The organism is Wolbachia endosymbiont of Ctenocephalides felis wCfeJ (assembly GCF_012277315.1).
Classification (GTDB): Bacteria; Pseudomonadota; Alphaproteobacteria; order Rickettsiales; family Anaplasmataceae; genus Wolbachia.
The window spans coordinates 345696-365321 of record NZ_CP051157.1 but is presented as its reverse complement, the minus strand read 5'-3'; the positions used below and the strand labels follow the sequence as shown (position 1 = coordinate 365321).

The 19626-nt window shown below is 34.9% G+C and carries 16 protein-coding genes and 2 pseudogenes; 8 read left to right on the top strand and 10 right to left on the bottom strand.

Features of this window, described 5'->3' with window-relative positions; genetic code table 11:
- Positions 1-19: 19 nt before the first annotated feature.
- Entirely contained in the window at positions 20-1063 is a 1044-nt protein-coding gene (locus HF196_RS01705; protein ID WP_168455542.1) for a class I SAM-dependent methyltransferase, read from the bottom strand.
- Between the two features lie 104 nt (positions 1064-1167).
- Here HF196_RS01705 and HF196_RS01700 point away from each other — a divergent pair, with 104 nt between their 5' ends.
- The 3 genes and pseudogenes from HF196_RS01700 to HF196_RS01690 all read left to right on the top strand — a co-directional run bounded on the left by HF196_RS01700 (position 1168) and on the right by HF196_RS01690 (position 2870).
- Positions 1168-1536, top strand: a complete 369-nt coding sequence (locus HF196_RS01700; RefSeq protein WP_168455541.1) for a hypothetical protein — start codon at positions 1168-1170, stop codon at positions 1534-1536.
- Positions 1537-1821, top strand: a complete 285-nt coding sequence (locus HF196_RS01695; RefSeq protein WP_168455540.1) for a DUF2610 domain-containing protein — start codon at positions 1537-1539, stop codon at positions 1819-1821.
- A gap of 177 nt (positions 1822-1998) precedes the next feature.
- Positions 1999-2870, top strand: a pseudogene (locus tag HF196_RS01690) (integrase core domain-containing protein).
- On the opposite strand, the gene dapD reads toward HF196_RS01690, so the two are convergent.
- Entirely contained in the window at positions 2867-3697 is an 831-nt protein-coding gene (dapD, locus tag HF196_RS01685) for a 2,3,4,5-tetrahydropyridine-2,6-dicarboxylate N-succinyltransferase (RefSeq protein ID WP_168455539.1), read from the bottom strand. The pseudogene HF196_RS01690 and the gene dapD sit on opposite strands and share 4 nt — an antisense overlap.
- A gap of 71 nt (positions 3698-3768) precedes the next feature.
- Between dapD and HF196_RS01680 the strand changes: the two genes are divergently transcribed.
- Positions 3769-4173 (top strand): zinc-ribbon domain-containing protein, encoded by a 405-nt coding sequence (locus HF196_RS01680; protein WP_168455538.1) that lies wholly within the window; start codon positions 3769-3771, stop codon positions 4171-4173.
- Between the two features lie 14 nt (positions 4174-4187).
- On the opposite strand, the gene HF196_RS01675 is transcribed toward HF196_RS01680, so the two are convergent.
- Positions 4188-4682: an SgcJ/EcaC family oxidoreductase gene (locus HF196_RS01675; protein ID WP_168455537.1), complete on the bottom strand. Its 495-nt coding sequence runs from the start codon at positions 4680-4682 to the stop codon at positions 4188-4190.
- 201 nt (positions 4683-4883) lie between these two features.
- Here HF196_RS01675 and HF196_RS06160 point away from each other — a divergent pair.
- Positions 4884-5123, top strand: a pseudogene (locus HF196_RS06160) (IS110 family transposase); the annotation flags it as partial.
- Between the two features lie 247 nt (positions 5124-5370).
- Here the strand turns inward: HF196_RS06160 and HF196_RS01665 are convergent.
- The 6 genes from HF196_RS01665 to HF196_RS01640 form a co-directional block, all read right to left on the bottom strand.
- Positions 5371-6615, bottom strand: a complete 1245-nt coding sequence (locus tag HF196_RS01665) for a DEAD/DEAH box helicase (protein ID WP_168455535.1) — start codon at positions 6613-6615, stop codon at positions 5371-5373.
- Between the two features lie 34 nt (positions 6616-6649).
- Positions 6650-6904 carry a cold-shock protein gene (locus tag HF196_RS01660; protein WP_168455534.1) on the bottom strand — a complete coding sequence of 85 codons (255 nt, stop codon included), beginning with the start codon at positions 6902-6904 and terminating at the stop codon, positions 6650-6652.
- A gap of 174 nt (positions 6905-7078) precedes the next feature.
- Positions 7079-8413, bottom strand: a complete 1335-nt coding sequence (locus HF196_RS01655; protein WP_168455533.1) for a TldD/PmbA family protein — start codon at positions 8411-8413, stop codon at positions 7079-7081.
- A gap of 19 nt (positions 8414-8432) precedes the next feature.
- Positions 8433-9305, bottom strand: coding sequence for an ATP synthase F1 subunit gamma (gene atpG, locus HF196_RS01650; protein WP_168455532.1), 873 nt, complete (start codon positions 9303-9305; stop codon positions 8433-8435).
- Positions 9306-9765: 460 nt separating this feature from the next.
- Positions 9766-10467 carry an ABC transporter ATP-binding protein gene (locus tag HF196_RS01645; RefSeq protein WP_168455531.1) on the bottom strand — a complete coding sequence of 234 codons (702 nt, stop codon included), beginning with the start codon at positions 10465-10467 and terminating at the stop codon, positions 9766-9768.
- Positions 10460-11242, bottom strand: coding sequence for an MlaE family ABC transporter permease (locus HF196_RS01640; RefSeq protein WP_168455530.1), 783 nt, complete (start codon positions 11240-11242; stop codon positions 10460-10462). The genes HF196_RS01645 and HF196_RS01640 overlap by 8 nt, the downstream gene beginning before the upstream one ends.
- Positions 11243-11829: 587 nt before the next feature.
- Here HF196_RS01640 and murA point away from each other — a divergent pair.
- Together murA and thyX are read left to right on the top strand one after the other, a co-directional pair.
- A complete protein-coding gene (murA, locus tag HF196_RS01635) occupies positions 11830-13107 on the top strand; it encodes a UDP-N-acetylglucosamine 1-carboxyvinyltransferase (protein WP_168455529.1) in 1278 nt (425 codons plus the stop codon).
- A gap of 9 nt (positions 13108-13116) precedes the next feature.
- On the top strand, positions 13117-13980 hold the full coding sequence (gene thyX, locus HF196_RS01630; protein WP_168455528.1) for an FAD-dependent thymidylate synthase: 864 nt from the start codon (positions 13117-13119) through the stop codon (positions 13978-13980).
- 157 nt (positions 13981-14137) lie between these two features.
- Here the strand turns inward: thyX and HF196_RS05870 are convergent, their stop codons facing one another.
- Complete coding sequence (locus HF196_RS05870; protein WP_246198586.1) at positions 14138-17383, bottom strand: hypothetical protein; 3246 nt, start codon at positions 17381-17383, stop codon at positions 14138-14140.
- Positions 17384-17547: 164 nt separating this feature from the next.
- Between HF196_RS05870 and priA the strand changes: the two genes are divergently transcribed.
- Positions 17548-19551 (top strand): replication restart helicase PriA, encoded by a 2004-nt coding sequence (gene priA / locus HF196_RS01615; RefSeq protein ID WP_168455527.1) that lies wholly within the window; start codon positions 17548-17550, stop codon positions 19549-19551.
- The last annotated feature ends 75 nt before the right edge of the window (positions 19552-19626 follow it).

The following is a 19626-nucleotide window of genomic DNA, read 5'->3' as shown; positions in this document are numbered from 1 at the left end:
GGAATGCACATAATATTAACTAGCTACGAATCAGCATTGCCTTAAAGAGAGTACCCATATTTTCAGTTAATCTGAGACATTCACTAAAGATCCTATTCTTTTGTTCATTACCCACGTTTTCCATTAAAGCCTGTGTTCTCTCTTTTATACCAAAAAGGTATAAAAATTCCCTTTGAGTTAAAATTTCACAGTCTACGTGTTTTAATGAATCTCTTAATGCTTGAAAATTCACAAGTGCGGTAATATCACTATTACCAATATTTTCGAGAGAATTGACGTACTTATGTTGTTTCACCGATTGCAGGGTACTCTTGTATGGAGAAGATACATAGCCATAATCTATAATCAAAGCAGCTCCTCTGTAACTAACCATTTTTTCTTCAAGTTTTTTTAATATTTCGACTCCAACTGGACATACTTCCACCACTGCACCATTAAAAAGTTTTTCATTTGTTGCCTGAGTAACTGATGCTGGGACACATGATTCCTTTTTTCTGGATTCCAGTATCAAGCACTGGAATGACACCTCGTTATCCTGTTTTATCACCCTATTTTCGTACCATTTCCCATTACAATACACAAACTGATCAATCGGAAGAGCATCAAAGAATTCATTTGCTAAAAAAATAGTAGGCTGCTTTGGCAAATTATTAATATCCTCGTGCCAATTAATATCTAATCCCTTTAATTTTTCCTTTTGCATCCTCTGCAAAGAAGGACTTATTTCAACTAGGTGAATGGCCATTGAGCTAAAAAAATCCCTATATTTTTTGGTGACTCTTATTATATCGTGAATGAGTGTTCCTTTACCCGGTCCGAGCTCGACTAAAGAAAATTTTGGTGGTTTTCCTAATTGTTCCCATGTATGCATTACCCAAATTGCAATTATCTCACCGAATAATTGGCTAATTTCAGGTGCTGTAATAAAATCGCCATCTCTGCCGAACGGTAGTTTTTTCATGTAATATCCATACTCTTTATGATATAAGGCAGCGTTCATAAAGCTACTTATAGATATCGATCCTTGATTTTTATCAATTAATTCATGTATATAAGCAAGCATATTATTAATAAATGATTAACCATAGTGTGTCATAATATAAAGTAGTGGAGTATTTATATGTATAGTATAAACTTAAGAGCTTATTAACAATAGGTGCTTCGATTATGGACGATCAGGATACTAATAACATTGCCCTTGTGGACGCAGATAACAGCATTGAGTGCAAGTTTGAGGAAGCCATCAATCTTGTGGAAAATAAGGTCATAAGCGCTGATGGGTTAACTTTGGCGGAGGTATTTCAAGCACTGGTTCAAATGCTGGATGGTGATCTAGAACTGGTAAAAAAGGTGTTAGCTTATGCTAATATTATGGTGAAACATGGAATGAAGGTAGCGAAAGAATCACAACTAAGCAAAGCTGATGTCCTTCGAGTTCTTGGAGGCAAAGAAAATATCGTCAGCAGACAAGATATAAAGAAACCACTTCCTACACCTGCTGTAAAATCAACCAAAAAGAGAATTAGAGGTTTTTAGATGGCTGATTCTATAAAAAAATTTACTGTGCAATGTGATTTCAAAGGGCAAACTTCGCCTTTTGCAATATACATAGGAAACCCAAAAAGTGATACTCATCCAATTCACCATCAGGATTCCTGGCTCGTAAAAGAACGTGGAGGCAATATTCCGACTAAGGTAAAAGAAAGTCTACAAAAATTATATAAATTATCTCAGGAAAACGGAATCCCCTTTCCTGATTTATGTGCGTATGCCATCACTGTGGTTAATAATAGTGATAAAATAAGTGACAGCAAAAAGTAGTATCTTCCAGCATCTCTTTCCTGTTATCTAACAATTGTCTAATCTGTAAATGTTGCATTATCTGCATTTTATCAGCATAGTATAAAAGTAATGTGATGGAGATATGTATGGTCCCAGAGTGTGATGGTATGATAAAATGTGAAAAAGAGATACCATCAAAGGAGGAGTTATGGTTACATGGGTGCACCAGAACAACAGCGTAGAGCAATACAAAATAGTAAAGAGAGCATAGCAAAACTCTCCAAGCACTACAACCTTAACCTAAAAACTATCGTTAAATGGAGAAAACGCTCATTTACTAAAGACGCTGATATGGGTCCAAAGCATCCAAGATCAACCATATTAACCCTGGAGGAGGAAGCTTTAATTGTTGCATTTTGCAAGCATACACTTCTACCATTGGATGATTGCCTTTATGCCTTGCAGTCTACAATTCCGCACTTCTAGCCTACATCTCTGTTTACAAAGACATGATATTAGCAGATTGCCAGATGTTGATGGTGAAGCTAAGCCAAAAAAGAAATTCGAGAAATATCCTATAGGCTATTTCTATATTGACATTGCAGAAGTCAGAACAGATGAGATATCTATGTTGTTGAGTTACATAAAAGTGCTACAAAACCCATAGCTGCTGAGTTTCTACGTAATTTGATTAAAATTCTACCATATAAAATCCACACTGTTTTGACAGACAATGGTATACAATTTACCAACCAGAAACGCCATCTTTCCAACACATATTTGATAGAGTTTGTGAAGAACATAATATTGAACATCGCCTAACAAAAATCAGCCATACTTGGACGAATGGGCAAGTTGAACGTATGAATAAAACTTTAAAAAATGCCACTGTTAAAAAATACTACTACCGATCACATCAGCAACTCACAAAGCATCTTTACGACTTTGTCATGGCTTACAATTATGCAAAGAGACTCAAAACTCTTAACGGTCTTACTCCTTTTGAATTTATATGTTCTCAGTGGACAAAATCTCCTGAATTATTTATACTAAGTCCATACCATCACACTCTGGGACCATACACTTAACCTCTCAATATTTCATTTATAGAAGTTTTCGCTCTTGTTTTTTCATCTACTTTTTTTACTATAACTGCACAATAGGTTGAAATGTTATTTCCAGATAAAGTGGATCCTGGCACTACCACAGAGTAAGGTGGCACTTCGCCATAAAATACTTTACCAGTTTCTCTATCAATAATTTTTGTTGAGGATCCAATAAAAACTCCCATACCTAAAACCGATCCTTCTCTTATTATAACACCTTCAACCACCTCGCTACGCGCTCCTATAAAGCAATTATCCTCTATAATAACTGGAGAAGCTTGAATAGGTTCTAAAACTCCACCAATTCCTACTCCTCCAGAAATATGACAATCTTTTCCTACTTGTGCACAGCTACCAACTGTTGACCAGGTGTCTATCATTGTACCCGAACCAATGTATGCACCAACGTTAATAAAACTTGGCATCAGAACAACATTTGTATCTATGTAAGCAGATTGGCGGATAAAACACCCAGGAACTGCCCTAATTTTCGACTGGCGAAATTTTTCTTCATTCCATCCGTCAAACTTATTGTTTATCTTATCAAACCACCTATTGTTATCACCTATTGTTCTGCTTTCCTCAGTAAGAAAGTGTAATAATATTGCCTGCTTTACCCACGTATGTACTACCCACTCTCCGTTTGACAGCTTTTCTGCTACTCTGATTTTACCACTATCGAGAAGTTTCATTACCTCTCCAATTGTTGTTTTTACTGCTGTTTTTACACTGTGATTATCAAATTCGTTCCTATTTTTCCAAATATTTTCTACATTGTTTTGTATCTTATCTAATTGCAAGCTTTCCATTTACTACATATTGACAATAAGTTTACAGTTCTATATAACCTAGGCTTGTTACTACTTTACACATAAGTGTTGTGAAAATACAATGTAATAATTGTACTAAGATTTACTTAGTGCCTTCCGAGCAAATAGGTGAGTTTGGAAGAAAAGTAAGGTGCACAAACTGCAGTCACACGTGGTATGAATATTTACAAGAGTCAGGCGAGCTGCATGCTGCTGCACAAGAAAAAAAAGTCGGTGGAAGGAACTTTTTAGTATTTACTACTTTGGCTTTTGCTATAGTAACAGGGTTATGTGTTGTAGTAGCTAATCCTAAGGAAGTGAACAAGGTATATAAAACGATCAGTTTGTATAAAGACTCAATAAGCTATAAATTAGGTTATAAAAAAAAGCAAACCAATAGCTCAAATATAGAAAGGTTAACTACAAGTAAGTTTTATCAGGACCATCTTTTTTTACCCAATCTAAGATCTAGTTAAATCGAGCTTAATTTTCAACTGACCTTACCAGAAAAAGCTGAGGGTTCTGGTGGTAAAGAAGAGTGGTGTGATGATATGAGCCATTTATTTTTGTCCCACCTGTAAGTAAACGTGTAACGAGCACTTAACTCTTTTCCATCTTTTAGCTTAAAGGTATATAAACCTGTATCAACAGCTTTATTACATCCAATGCTTATAGTGCGTGACTCAACTTCTGCAGTTGGGTTTTTAGTCAAAAAATCTTTAAAGTAATCAACACGCTGAGTACTGGTTACTCTAGGATCAGAGGATAGAGTGGGCAGTAGTAAGGCATCATCAGTGTAATTTGCATTGACTTTGTAAGCATCGCCTGTTTTTAGTGAATCATTCCAACGATCAAACAGTGCTTCGATATCCTGATCACTAGCTTTGACACAATTTTGGCTTCTAATAAAAATTTGAACTATAACTACTAAAATCAAGGCAGTAAATAACAAACTCGCTATTGCAATAACTTTTTTCCTACACATCCTGCTCTACATGAATCAGAAATATTAACCTATAATATAAAAGTTAAATAACTATAAAAACAAGAAGATTATTTAAAGCTATCTTGCTTGTTCCTCAGCAATATTGCCAAGCAAGTACACATACTGTTCTATAGCTAGCTTAGCACTCAGACGCAATCGATTTTTACCTGCACTCTGATAGCAATTTTGTTTAAAACTTGCCTGCGCTCCTCTCAAGTATTCTGCTTTGATGTTTGTTTGTTGGTAGGCGGTAAAGAACGACATAAAGTTTTTCATGATAACCAGAAAGGTTTTGAAAAGCTTGTAGCTTTGTACAATAATCATGGAGCAGACCTTATTTATTTGTGTTTCGAAGCAACTGGTTGTTATAGTGAAGATATAGTTAATTTTATGCATGACCTCGGGTATAATATAAGTGTGATCAATATAACCAAAATCAAATTGCAAAATTTTTATCTATTATTTTACAATAATCATCCACAAAACGTCATAACTCTGTTATATTTTAAGTGACCTTCTATTGTTACTAAAATACTGGAATTTACCTTATTTCTCTTCTTTTCTCTATTCTCTTTCTAATCAATAGTTAGCGCTTAGAGTAGTCGAAACTAGATAAATCAGTGCTGATTAGTTCTTCATTTGCTACTGAATTCAACTCTACCCAGCACATCATTTTTCAGACCACTTTTTATATTTGAATCTCTGAAGGATATACTTTTCGTAACACTCTGCTTTTCTCTTTAAAAGTATTGATACTTTTCTTACTATATTTAGTTTTCAATGCACCTGGTCTTTTACAGACCTTTTTACTGCTACGTTTTTTAAACTGTGCACTACAATCAAAATTTGGCTCCCCTGTTTCATTTGAAAGTGCAGGTAGTCTTCTCTTATCTTGAGGTGTGATAAAAGATAGCGCATATCCTTCAGCTCCAGCACGTGCAGTTCTGCCTACACGATGGATATAATCAGCTTGTGATTGCGGTATGTCGTAATTGATAACGTGTTGAACATGGGGAATATCAAGACCACGAGAGGCAACATCTGTTGCAACCATAATTTGATTGCGGCCACGACGGAAAGAATTGATGACCCTTTCGCGTTTGTGCTGTCTTAAATCACCATGAATTGCCAAAGCGCTATAGCTATCTTTGCGCAATTTGTTAGCTAGCTGATCAGCTCCCTGCTTTGTTTTGACAAAAATAATGATTGATCCTTTACGTTGACATAATTGTGTAATAAGCTTGTCATATTTTTCTGGTTCTGAGGCATAAACAATTTCTTGCTTGATTTTTGTAGAAATTGTAACTTCATACTCAATAGAGACACGTTCTGGTCGATCAAGGTATTTCTCAGCAAGCTTAACTATATCACCAGGAAGAGTTGCAGAAAACATAAGGGTTTGTCGTATTTTTGGAAGATATTTCATAATCTCTTCAATTTGAATTCCAAAGCCCATGTCAAACATACGATCCATTTCATCAAGTACCAGAGTGTTGACATTGTGAGCCATTAAAGTTTTACGTTCAATATGGTCTATAATACGACCGGGAGTACCTATTACAATTTGCGGCTTTTTCTGAAGCTGATTTAACTGCCTAAAAATAGGCTCACCACCAATTAATAAGGCAATTTTTAACCTGGAATTTTGCAACAAGAGTTTTCTTATTTCACTCGTTACCTGCTGCGCAAGTTCTCTAGTTGGCACAATGACTAAAGCTGAATTAGCATTAGACCCGTCTAACAATTTAGCAACTAATGGAATAGCAAATGCCAAAGTTTTTCCAGTGCCCGTCTGAGCAGACCCAAGAATATCTTTACCCTGTAAGGCTAAGGGAATTGCCTGGATTTGAATCGGAGTTGGAATGAAAAGATTATGTTTGTCTAGAACTTGTTTGAGCAAAACCGGAAGATCCATCTCATGAAAGCTGCTCACAGCTCTATTAGAAATTTTTACCATCAAAATGTGGTTAACTTTCTAGCAACTTTAAATTTATTGCACACTTTTTCTCTTCTCCATTTCTACCACGCTCTTCTTTGAGCTCATAGCTGACTCTCTCTCCTTTTATTCCCTTCTCCTTATTTTCTCCTCTGAGTGAATCAGGTCTTATTCCTGAACGCTCTAGTGTACTGATATGCACAAAAACATCGCTTCCTTTAGCTTCTGGCTTAATAAAACCGTAACCCTTTTCGGCATTAAACCACTTTATATTACCAAATTCCATTTTAACAACTCCTAAAACTATTAACTAACATTACTAATGTGATGAAAAACTTTGAAATTACAATTGAAAATACCTGAAGCTTAGCCATTGACACTAAACCTCTATACTCCACAGTCTATTCTAACATTATACGATTATAATACATAATTATTGTACTTGATGCAACTACATTTTCTAATTATTAAGTGAACCCGCAACTGTCATTTCACTAACTTTAATCGTTGGTGAATTAAATTGCCCACAGAAAATTAAATCATTTGCAACAACTAAGTTGCTAAACATGTCTTTTAAATTGCCGGCAACAGTAATCTCGTGTATTGGATATGTTATCTTTCCATTCTCTATAAAAAACCCTGATGCACCCTGACTGTAATCACCATTGATTAAATTAACACCAAACCCGAATAAATCAGTTATATACACTCCTTCTTTCACTTCCTCAATTAATTCTTCAAACGATATATTGCCATTTTCAACATAGAGATTGCTAGCTGCAGGAATAATTGCTGCATTACTTGCGCGAGTAGCGTTTCCAGTTGTCTCCAAGTCTAATTTTTTAGCTGAGTATAGATCTAAAATCCAACTTTGTAGTACTCCATTTTTTACAAACGCATTCTGCCTACTTATTATTCCCTCTCCATCAAATGGTCTTGATTCTATACCTCTTGGTAGCAGTGGGTTGTCGACAATGTTAATTCTCTCATGAAAAACCTGAGCATTTAAATCATTTCTCAAGAAAGAACTATTACTTATAATGTTACTGCCATTTATAGCAGAAGCAAAGCTCTTTACTAGCTCTTTTGCTGCCCTTTTTTCAAAAATAACTGGAAATTTACCAGTTTTAATTGAACGCGCATTTAATTGCTCAATCGCTCTTTTTGCTGCTTCTTTTCCTATTAGCTCTGGTAATTTTAAATCATTGAAGTTGCACGCCACATCATAGTCGTAGCCAACCTTCATTTCGCTTTTTCTTCCGGCGATCACGGAAACCTGATTAGCAAAGGTTGATTTGCTAAATGAGCCGATAAAACCAGAAACAGTAGATAAGACTGTGTTGACTAAAGCATATGAAGAATAAGCTCCTTCAGAATTAATAATATCTTTATGTGCAAGGGCTGAATTTTCTGAGGTTTCAGCAATTTCTTTTAGATTATCAATAGTTACAACATTATTGTCTAGGATACCTAAATCTGCAGAAGAAGGATAATTATCTCCATACATAGCAAAACTAATATGCGGATCTTCCGGTGCATTTTTTGCCATTTCTATCACTTGGCTTACCGTATCACCAAGATTGTTTAAATCATTTGTAGAAATATATGCAGCTTTGGTTTTGTTCGCTATAGCTCTAATGCCTACTGTGCAATTCTTAGATTGTGATATTTGTTCAACCTTTGATAGCCGTTGAGAAACTGAGATTTTGTTGGTTTCATATATTGTAACTTCTGCGTCTTGATTTTGCTTTTTTATTAGATTTATTATGTCTGCTGCAATATTTAATATACTCATTTTTTTACCCTTGAGATTTCTATAAAGATTCTGCACCACCTATCACTTCGATCAAGTCAGTTGTGATTGCTGCTTGACGAGAACGGTTATAAAGCAATGCTAGCTTATTTAGCATCTCTTTAGTGTTTCTATTTGCTGATTCCATAGCAACCATTCTAGCACTATTCTCACTTGCTGCACTCTCAAGTAACGCAGAATAAAGAGCGGATATAACGTAATCTTGGATCAAAGATCGCAAAATAAATTTAGTATTTTGTGGTTCATATTCATAGCTGTCATTCGCTGTTGGAGTAATCAGAGAACTATCAACTAAGGATGAGTCTTTACTCCATGGTTTTATTGTTTCTAACGTTGGCTTTTGTGTAAAAGTATTATAAAATTTGTTATAAAAAACTTTAACCTTGTCGTATTTACTTAGATCTATATTATTAACCAAAGCCTCCACATGTTTTAGCGTAATTCCCTTGCTATTTTCAATTTTTAAAATACTCCTGGAGTCAAATCTACTTTTACCTATGTCGAAAGCTTTTTTGCCAAGAAATATAATATCTATTCTTTTACCATTTGTGATTAATTTATTTACATACTCTTGACTAGACTTTATAATAGAGGAATTAAAATTGCCGCATAAGCCACGATCAGATGCAATAATAAATACTAGGTAATAATTGTCGTTACCAATATTTAAAATTTTTGCCAGCAATTCTTGATCGGCTGATATTATTAATGAAGAAACAATGTTATGCAGCTTAGATATATACAATTTTGAATTTGATAACTTTTTTTGGCTATGCAATAACTTTGCTGCAGAAACCATTTGCATTATTTTTGTAGTTTTCTGTACAGATCTAATATTCTTAATTCTTAAGGATAATTCCTTTAAGCTCTTCATTTGTATACAACTCTAATTTATTAAAAATATATAATTATTTACATCAAAAAACAAGTTTTTTTGATACGAAAAAAACATGCAATCCAGAGTCAGCATTATTGACTTTCGGCATACTTTAGCCTATACAACTCTAATGTCTTAAACCATCAGCATGCGAGGTTAGGTACCTAACCTCGGAGATACTATTCCATAATAGATTAGCGCTAACAAGCAGTAGGGTAACGAACTGTTGGTAGATCTAAGTTGCTTTAGCTATATATTCCGGATGATGAAAATCAAGAAGCCAAGAGTAGGGCTGCTAATATAAAGAATCATTCTACCGGTGTCAGCATTATCGTTTGGTATAAACATTTCCTTATGTGCTCCATACCTCTAAACTACTTGAGTGTATCTTAAATTAACTTTGCCAATTTTTATGTTAAGCTGTTTAGTGCTCATAATTTTGTTTGCAGTCTTGTAGCTACACATAATGAATAAATTTTCTTATATATTCATTCTTAGTATTTTTTATTTCTTGAACGGTTCCATGAGAGATAATATTTCCTTCATGTAGTACAGCTATTTTATCAGCTATCTTAAATGCACTGTGAATATCATGTGTGATTGTGATAATTGTAGGATTAAGATCTCTTGATAACTTTATTATTATCTCATTTACTATATCTGACATGATTGGATCTAGCCCTGAAGTTGGCTCATCCAATATAATGATTTCTGGGTTGTGTGCAATTGCTCTTGCAAGCGCTACCCTTTTCTTCATTCCACCTGATAACTCTATCGGAAACATATCTGCTATGCTTTCTTCTAGTCCAACGTCATTCAACTTTACTATCGCTAATTGTTTTGCTTCCTTCTTGTTGATATTGAAGCGTTTTTTGTAATTAAAAGATATATTTTCCCATACTGTAACATAGTCAAACAAAGCAGAATTTTGAAATAAGACTCCAAATTTATTTTTACTTTTGCTATCTATTTTAATAGACCCCAAGTCTGGTGCAAGTAAGCCGATAATTGTTTTTGCTAATACCGACTTGCCACTTCCTGAGCCACCGAGTATGACTAATGATTCTCCTTTCGATATATCTAAACTTATGTTGTTTAATATTGTTTTATCGTCAAAAGATACGCTCAAGTTCGATATTGATATTATAGGGCTATGCATGTATCAAAGTAATTAAGTAATTTGCTAAAGTGATCAATACGGATGATAAAACAACAGTTGATGTTGTAGCAATGCCTACTCCTCGTGCTCCTTCTCTACAATAGTAACCGTAATAGCAGCTTGAGACAGAAATTATAACACCAAAAGCAGTTGCCTTTACTAGTCCAGTGATAAAATCATGCATATTAAAGAATTGAGCTGTATATTTTACATATATATTCATATTGTGGTTAAACTCGAAAACTGCAGTGATATATCCTCCAAACATTCCTATTAGATCTGCGCATATTATCAGCACAGGAAATACTATAACTGATGCTAAAATTCTTGGTACAATTAAATATTTGAAAGGGTTGATATTTAAAGTTGTAAGTGCGTCTATTTGTTCGGTGATGCGCATCGTGCCAATTTCTGCTGCAATTGATGAGCCAACCTTTCCTACCATCATGAAGCTTATAAAAACTGGCCCTAACTCTTTAATAATAGTGACCGTAACAAGTTTGGGTATTATCTGCTCTGGGTTAATCAATGGACCACTCAAGTTGCTTTGCAAAACTATCACCGCTCCTATAAAAATTCCTGCAAGTCCAACAATTGGTAAAGAGAAAAAGCCTATTTCTATGATCTGCCTTCCTACGTTACCCAAATAGTATGGTGGTACAAAGCAGTGATATAGAGATTGGATAAAAAATGTGAATGCGCTACCAAGCCTCAACAAAAGCTTGATAAAGTACTTACCGATTATTCTAATACCATTTATATCAAAAGGGCTCACTTCGTATTTTCCCTAGCTAAAAGTTAGTTTTACTGATTTTATTGAAATTTTTGTTAACTTCACCGCAGAGTATAACTGAAGTATGTCCTTAATTCAATATACTTTAGACTTCTTACATAACAGACTTCTTAGCAGCGCATTGGAAAAAAAAGTTTCTTGACACCTATTGCCAGTTCTTTCCCCATAGGATTAAGGGTATTTTGACTCAAAACTTGTTTTTGATCCGTGTGAGTTCAATGGTAAAAATTCAGTAAAAATTTAAGGTATTTATTGGCGGATTATATAAAATAATCGGAGCTGCATGTCTTTTGAAATTTTTTACATTTAGCCAAATCGTGCTTAAACTAAACGTCAGTATATTATTACAGTACCAAATTACAGTATTAGAGGGTCAAAACTCGTATCACGGAGTTCCTTTTGCCTCTTTGCTTATTAAATTCTTAATACTTGTAAGGCAGTTTAAGAGCTTATATAACAATGCTCGTACAGTCATGTGTAATCAGTGCTAGCTATTGAGGGTCTGTAGCTAGCGTTTGCCTTTTACTGCCAATTCACTATACTTACTCGGTAAGATCTAGTTTGATTAAATGCATAAAATATTAGTAAAGAATAGCAGTAAGCCCTTAGTTGGCAAAATCAAAATTAACGGTTCAAAAAATGCTATTCTGCCGATAATGGCTGCAAGCCTATTGAGTAATTCCTTAGTGACTTTATATAATGTACCCGATTTAATAGATGTGCATCTGATGTCTGAGCTGCTTGAAAATCTTGGAGCGAAAGTAAACTTTACACGCAACGAAGATTGCAAAGCAAATCATACTTTAGAGATTGAATGTAGAAATATCAACAATCACGTGATGTCATATGAAACTGCAAGTAAGCTAAGAACTTCTTTTCTAATGCTAGGGCCAATGCTTAACAGATTTGGCAAAGTGAGAACAGCATTTCCTGGCGGATGCAATATCGGAAAGCGTCCTGTTGACATGCATATTAAAGCGTTGGAAGAGATGGGGGCAGAAATTGAAATTGATGGTTGCAATATAACTGCGATAGTGAAAGGCAAACTACAAGGGAAAGAAATCACACTTGAGAAAGTAAGCGTTGGCACAACAGAAAACATAATAATGGCAGCAACACTCGCAGAGGGAGTAACAACAATAAATAACGCTGCAATTGAACCAGAGGTTCTTGATTTAATAAAATTCTTAAAAAAAATGGGTGCTAATATTGAGGTTGGTAATAAAAAGATCAAGATAACGGGAGTTGAAGCATTAAATGGGTGTGAGCACAAGATAATATCAGATCGCATAGAGGCAGGCACTTATGCGTTGGCTGCTGTTATTACTGGTGGCGAGCTAAAGTTAGAAGGAATAAGTCTGTCTGATATAAGATGTATTGTGAATGAATTGAAGGCTATAGGGGCTAATGTTGAACTATATAATGAGGGGGTTATAATTTCTAGGGAAAATGGCTTTATTAGGTCTACTAACGTTGCAACATATCCATATCCCAACTTTCCCAGTGACATGCAACCACAACTGATGTCTGCAATGTGCATTGCTGATGGGGTATCAGTAATTGAAGAAAACATTTTTGAAAATAGGTTTGCACATGCAGATGAATTGAGAAAGTTAGGTGCTAATATTAGCATCGAAAAAAGTAAAGCTACTATAAATGGAATAAAGAACTTATCAGGAGCTAATCTATATGCTACTAACTTAAGATCAACAGCGGCTTTGGTGCTGGCTGCTTTGGTGGCTAGTGGAGAAACTACAATAAATAATTCGCATCATTTATGGAGGGGATATGAAGCAATGCACGAAAAACTCAATTCATGTGGAGCCGATATTTCAATTTTATCTTGAGGGTATGTTATGAATAAGGAGTATTATTCAACTAAACGAGCCACAGTAAAAGAAATAGATGAAATTTTATATGAGCAACATAAGGTATTAGATCATGGCTTTATTCGAGTAGTCGATTATATGGGCTCTGATAGTGCTATAGTTCAAGCCGCTCGTGTTTCTTATGGAAAAGGAACAAAGCAAATCAGTCAGGATGAAGCACTAATAAAGTATTTAATGAGACATCATCACACAACTCCGTTTGAGATGTGTGAAATTAAGTTTCACGTGAAACTTCCAATTTTTGTTGCGAGACAATGGATAAGGCATAGAACTGCAAATGTGAATGAATATTCGGCAAGGTACTCAATACTTGATCACGAGTTTTATATACCAAGACCAGAACAGGTTGCAAAACAATCTGATAGTAATAAACAAGGCAGTGGTGAAGCTTTTGACTCATATACGTCAAAAGAAATAATAGATTCTCTGACAAATGACTCTAATTCAGTATATTCTCATTATGAAAAGTTTGTTGAACAGGGGCTTGCAAGAGAAATCGCTAGAACTAATCTAACACTTAATTATTACACACAATTTTATTGGAAGGTAGACTTACATAACCTGCTTCACTTTTTGAAGCTTAGAGCGGATAAACATGCCCAATACGAAATTAGAGTCTATGCGGAAGTTATGTTGGATATAATAAAGAAGTGGGTCCCAATAGCATACAGCGCTTTCGTTGAATATTGCTTAAAATCGGTTTGTATTTCAAGAACCGGTCTAGAAGTAGTCCGCAGATTAATTAAAGGAGAAAATGTTACTAGAGAGGAAAGCGGAATTGGTAAAAGGGAATGGAACGAGTTGATGTTTACACTCGATAAGAAACCTTAAAGATAAAAATCTGTTGCATAGTTGTTATTTACATAGCGCGTGATGGGCAGCTATACGAAACTTAAAGGGTGTCATTTCAGTGCTTGACACTGGAATGACAGCAGAAAATCTCATTCCTTATAATTCTCGTCCGTCAAGTTGAATCTAGCCCTTTATATTACACTAATTCATCACTTTTATAGAACATCTCGTTAAAATCATCTAAAGTTCCAAAGTCCTGGCCCTTGATAAATAGATGATCGCCAGCAACATATGCTTTATCAAGAGTAAATGACTCGTAATAATGATTGTTAGCTGGCCTAACAATTTCATTATACAAGACCATAACTTGCTCGTAGGTATATTCTTTGCTCTCATGGTATTTGTTACGTACGATATCATAAAAATTCTTTACATCGTCATATGTCACTTGCAATTCCACCTTATACTTCCCCGTTTCAATAGGTTCACCTATCTTTACCTTTAAAGGGTGCTTTGGGTCGTCTTCTTCTTTATCATCTTTCATGCTGTCTATAACACTTGTTATGACTACTTCCTCTTGTTCGTCTTTATCTTCTTCTAGTGACCTTTTACTCCTTTTTCTTTCTTCATTAGTAGGGTGTTCAGTTTTATCTTCTTGTGTACTTGATACTTTGTGTTCACGCTTCAGGTACTCTTCACCACTCAATTGAACCTTAACCCATTGCTTAAATTCCTGATCATAACCTTTCAGCTTAGCCAAAAATCTCTCAACTAACTCTTCACCCTGAGATCTATTTGTACCAGAAGTAGAAAGGTTCTTTAGCAAATTATCGATCATATCTGGGTGTTTATCTTCGAGAAATTTTATCACTTGCTCAGCATCTGAATGATAATGTTCCCCTTTATTACTTATAATATTATTGCGCAATATCTCGTCTGGTTTAAGATCTTTATTTCTTATTGCAATTAAAGCTTCTTTATCTCCGTGATCGTTAACATGCTGACCATCTTCTAAACTTGCTACATAGTTAGCAATTCCTTCATGCATAGCTTTAGGCAGAACACTGCCTGTGCCATAATAGGAATTAATAATAATTAAGGCGTGTCCCAATTCATGTTTTAAAGTTTTACATGAGTTATTGAATTGGTCCTGCAAATAAAAATAAACATGAATATCTGAACCGCGGCCCTGAAGCGTCAAACCAGAATTACCTTGATAACCAATACTCAATTCTTTTAGATAATTTTCGTAGTCACTCCTTGTATTAAATACGAAGATGTTGACTTTATTGGGTATATTGTGCCAAGGTTGAGAATTATTAATACCAAATGCTGAGTCAAAATCTTTTATAGCATCTTCAATAGTGTCTTTTATATTACTTAACCTGTTTTGATTTAGCTCTTCATTATCATATTTTATGTTTACTTGAAGTTTGTGTTCATTGAAAGTAATAATTTCACTGTCTGGTACAAGGTCTTCAGCAATTTTATTACCACTTTTTACATCCATCCACTGCTTAAATTCCTTCTCAATTTCTGGGTTGTTTAAAAGATATTTGAATTTTGACATTGCTTGTACTCCATTAAAGGATATCTCAGCAAGCAATTGTTTTATGAGTTGAGGATGCTCCTCTTGTAGGAATGTGACCAAGCAATCTGCCATTCTGTAGTCGTTAGACATACTGGCTATTTTATAAGGTGTAGTGTGTCCAGATTCCAGCATTTTATCGTATGCTTCTTTTGTATAATGCATATCGCGAGTACTTTCTTTTTTAGCTGCATCATAACTCCACATGAAAAGTTTCATACCGGTGCGTAAAACTTCGGGTACTTCATTAAAATTGCCAGTATAGTACTCAAGAAATGCATCACTCATCTTTTCCATTAAAATTTTAGATTTTGCACAAAGCAAGCCATTTACATCTCCAAAAATGAAAGTTTTCGCTATCGTACCATCAGCTTCATGCGCTCTTACTGTTCCACCACCCCATAATTCATTATGGTCTTTACCACCTGAAAGTTCCTTTATATGAGCTTTATAATCGTCATAATTTTTCAGCACATAAAGCTGTAATTTTACCGGGCCAGTATTACTGCCTTTCTGTGAGTAAAAATTATTAGACCAAGCTACATAAGCATCTTTCACAGTTTGCTTGATATAATCAGGCGTGTAACTAACTAGCCCACCATACTTCACTTCTATTGTAAGCTCATCGTTTATTATTACACTTTCTGTATTTGGAAATAGCTTTTGTACTAGTTCCTGTGACACAGAATTTTCTTGAGGTCCAACAGCCGTTATTTTCTCACCCTCACTTTTTGTGTAAGTATTTACTGAATTACTAACTGTTTCTCCATTATCGTTTTCTTCAGCTGCTCTCTTTATTCTAGGCTTGGTTTCATTCTCTAATACAGCTTCTTCATCTCTTTGTTCATTATTAATAGTAAATTTAGCACCTACTTGATTATTACCTTCCTTCAATTCATTAGATAATTTTTCAGATAGTTGATCGCCTTTTAAATATGGTTCTTTTGAATATTTAGCGTAATTATGGGGATCAGTACTGTCTGCCGAATAAAACCCGCTTTCAAAGCCAGAGTGGGAGCTTTGATTTAGAACAAAAAATAAATTATCGTAATAATATATATCCACATGGTCAAGATGGCTAGCTAAATATTCACCATCTTCATCTTTTCCTATATAGTATTTACTTGTATCAAGAGTTATCTCATTTCCTTCCCTTTGATCAAGTCGTAGAACTGCTGCTGAACGTCCATCACCTATATCATGACCTTTTATCACTTTAAATATTTTAATCTCATCTTTTTCTATAAGTTCTTTTAACTCTTCGTTCTTTTGATTTAACTCTTCTTCCCTCTGTCTTTCTTCTTCTCTTTCTTTTTCCAATCTCTCTATTTCTTCAGCAGCTTCTTTTTGCAGATGTAAGAATACATTTTGTAATACATCCTGTGTAGATAAGTTATTTTTATTGCTTAGAAAATTATCCAACATGTTTGATGCCACTGGCAGCAGTTTACCATGATCATCAAATACTTTTTCCTTTGTCTTATTATAATGGCTAGGGTTGTAGATTGCATACAGAGGATAAAAACCATAATCTGCGATTGATGCTCCGTTGGCTGATAGTTCCATTGAAAATCCGTAATGATTGAGCGGGAGGTTAGAAGCTAAATATCTACTATTATCATCTCTAACATATAGCTCGTCTCGATATGCATATTGATTGTAATAAATATAAAAATTTTCAGGATTGAGATCTAGGGGGCTATCTAGGTTATCAAACTCAACTGCATTGCCGAGCTTTTCACGCAAAAGATTTTTGCTTTCATCTGTAAGCTTTATACGTGCAGAAAAATAATATTGGTTTATAGGTTTGCCTTTTTCTATTTCAAAATTTAAAGTAATAGTATTATTAACCATTAGTAGCCTCCATAAATTATGTAAATCTATTAATTTATCAATTATATGATATGTACTATGAAAAATATGTTAAAAGTTAAGGTTTTTTGTATACCTGATTTTTCCGCATTATCCATGTTGTTAAAAGTTACAAGCTCCCAAGAACAGTGATAAACTCAATTGCTATGACAAGAACAATTGACGCATTACTACCACTTCCAATTGACCAGTTATTTTCATATGCAGTTGAAGAAAATACTAAAATTTCAGTTGGGGATTACGTGGTAGTGCCATTTGGCAAAAAACGTTTAATAGGAATAGTTTGGAAATACGGTGATAAGGGTGATCGAGAACTAAAATTTATTGAGCAAAAGATCAATCTACCAAGCGTTAGACCAAAATTGATCGCATTTGCAGAGTGGGTTGCACAATACAATTTAATACCTATTGGTATGTTTGCAAAAGTAATAATGGGAGGAGTATTAAAAGTAAACCAAATAGACAAACTGGTTTGTATTGAAAAAGATCAGGAGATAAGTGAAATAGGTTGCCAGTTAAGCCCTGAGCAGCAGATAGCTAGTGACAAAATAACAAGCAATTTGAACGAATACTCAGTGACTTTGCTTGACGGTGAAACAGGATCTGGGAAAACGGAAGTTTATTTATCTGTGATTGCGAAGTTAGTTGACACTGTAAACGACGCTCAAGTTTTAATTCTCTTACCCGAAATTATTTTAACTTCACAATTGGTAAATCGTATTCGCAGTCAGATATCAAGAAACCTAGCTCAGTGGCACTCGGGGCTCACTCCAAAGACTCGCAGAAATAACTGGCTTGATATAGCAAATGGAGATGTACAAATAATCATCGGAGCACGGTCAGCACTTTTTTTACCTTATAAGAACCTAAAATTGATTATCGTTGATGAAGAGCACGATTCATCTTTCAAACAAGAACAGGGGATTATATACAATGCTCGAGATATGGCGATAATCTTAGCCAAAATTGAAAATATTCCAATAATTCTGTCGTCAGCTACTCCACTGCTCGAAACGATTCATCACGTTAAAAATGGGAATTACAATCACGCGAAGTTAACTAGGCGATTCGGTGGTGCGGAATTGCCACTCATTAGAGTAGTGGACATGAGAAACAACAAACAATGGATTTCCGATGAGCTTTTCGAGTGCATAAAACAAACCATAGAGAAAAAACAGCAGGTTATGCTTTTTTTGAACCGCCGAGGGTATGCGCAACTTGCAGTTTGTAAAAAATGTGGATATAAAATTTCCTGCCTAAATTGTGCTGTTTGGCTTATATATCACAAGAAAAAAAATGCTCTCCTGTGTCATCACTGTTCTTATCAGTTAAAGCTTCCAGAGAAGTGTTCTAATTGCCAAAGTGAGCAGTCATTATCCCTTTATGGTGTAGGAATTGAAAGGTTGCTTGAAGAAATGGTCAAACTAATACCAAACGCAAAAACTGCAATTATAAGCAGCGATCAGAAGTCGGTTAGCAACATCATTGACTTAGTGTTAAAGGAGGAAGTGAACATTATAATTGGTACACAGATCATTGCTAAAGGGCACAATTTTCCTAAATTAACTTTGGTTGGTGTGATAAATGCGGATTTGAGCCTCGAAAATTCTGATCTGAGAGCAGCAGAAAAGACATACCAATTATTGCACCAAGTTGCAGGGAGATCTGGAAGGTTCAACGAAAAAGGGACAGTAATAATACAAACCAATAATCCTAAAAGCTCGATAATAAAAGCATTGCAGCATCAAAAGAGGGACACATTTTATGAAATTGAACTTGAGTCAAGACGCAAAGCCAAAATGCCACCGTTTAGCAGGCTAATAGCACTTATAGTTTGTGGTAAGGATCAGATTGCGACACAAAAAGCAGCAAGCAAGATAACGAGCTTCTTGCATCAGCAATGTTTAAATACTGCTTCTTCATTGCCGTTTCAGTGCTTGACACCGCAATCTAGAAAATTAGAAATTCTTGGTCCGTCACCAGCAGCAATAAATTTCTTAAATAATAGGTATCGATATAGGATACTACTGAAGATACACAATAAGCATAGTCTGTCTGTAAAAAAACAGCTAAAATATCTGATTAAAAATTGTGACTTAAATTCAAATATTGCGGTGACAGTAGATGTTGATCCTGTGAGTTTTTTTTAACAGATTTGTTGCAGAACGTTAATCCAACATTGGATAACATTCCGTTTATTCCGCAGTCAGTTAGACAATGTCTAT

Excerpts from the sequence above, each read along its gene's own strand:
- HF196_RS01705 (WP_168455542.1), bottom strand. The coding sequence starts at position 1,063 with ATGCTTGCTTATATACATGAATTAATTGATAAAAATCAAGGATCGATA.
- HF196_RS01700 (WP_168455541.1), top strand. The coding sequence starts at position 1,168 with ATGGACGATCAGGATACTAATAACATTGCCCTTGTGGACGCAGATAAC.
- HF196_RS01695 (WP_168455540.1), top strand. The coding sequence starts at position 1,537 with ATGGCTGATTCTATAAAAAAATTTACTGTGCAATGTGATTTCAAAGGG.
- dapD (WP_168455539.1), bottom strand. The coding sequence starts at position 3,697 with ATGGAAAGCTTGCAATTAGATAAGATACAAAACAATGTAGAAAATATT.
- HF196_RS01675 (WP_168455537.1), bottom strand. The coding sequence starts at position 4,682 with ATGTGTAGGAAAAAAGTTATTGCAATAGCGAGTTTGTTATTTACTGCC.
- HF196_RS01660 (WP_168455534.1), bottom strand. The coding sequence starts at position 6,904 with ATGGAATTTGGTAATATAAAGTGGTTTAATGCCGAAAAGGGTTACGGT.
- HF196_RS01655 (WP_168455533.1), bottom strand. The coding sequence starts at position 8,413 with ATGAGTATATTAAATATTGCAGCAGACATAATAAATCTAATAAAAAAG.
- atpG (WP_168455532.1), bottom strand. The coding sequence starts at position 9,305 with ATGAAGAGCTTAAAGGAATTATCCTTAAGAATTAAGAATATTAGATCT.
- HF196_RS01645 (WP_168455531.1), bottom strand. The coding sequence starts at position 10,467 with ATGCATAGCCCTATAATATCAATATCGAACTTGAGCGTATCTTTTGAC.
- murA (WP_168455529.1), top strand. The coding sequence starts at position 11,830 with ATGCATAAAATATTAGTAAAGAATAGCAGTAAGCCCTTAGTTGGCAAA.
- thyX (WP_168455528.1), top strand. The coding sequence starts at position 13,117 with ATGAATAAGGAGTATTATTCAACTAAACGAGCCACAGTAAAAGAAATA.
- HF196_RS05870 (WP_246198586.1), bottom strand. The coding sequence starts at position 17,383 with ATGGTTAATAATACTATTACTTTAAATTTTGAAATAGAAAAAGGCAAA.
- priA (WP_168455527.1), top strand. The coding sequence starts at position 17,548 with ATGACAAGAACAATTGACGCATTACTACCACTTCCAATTGACCAGTTA.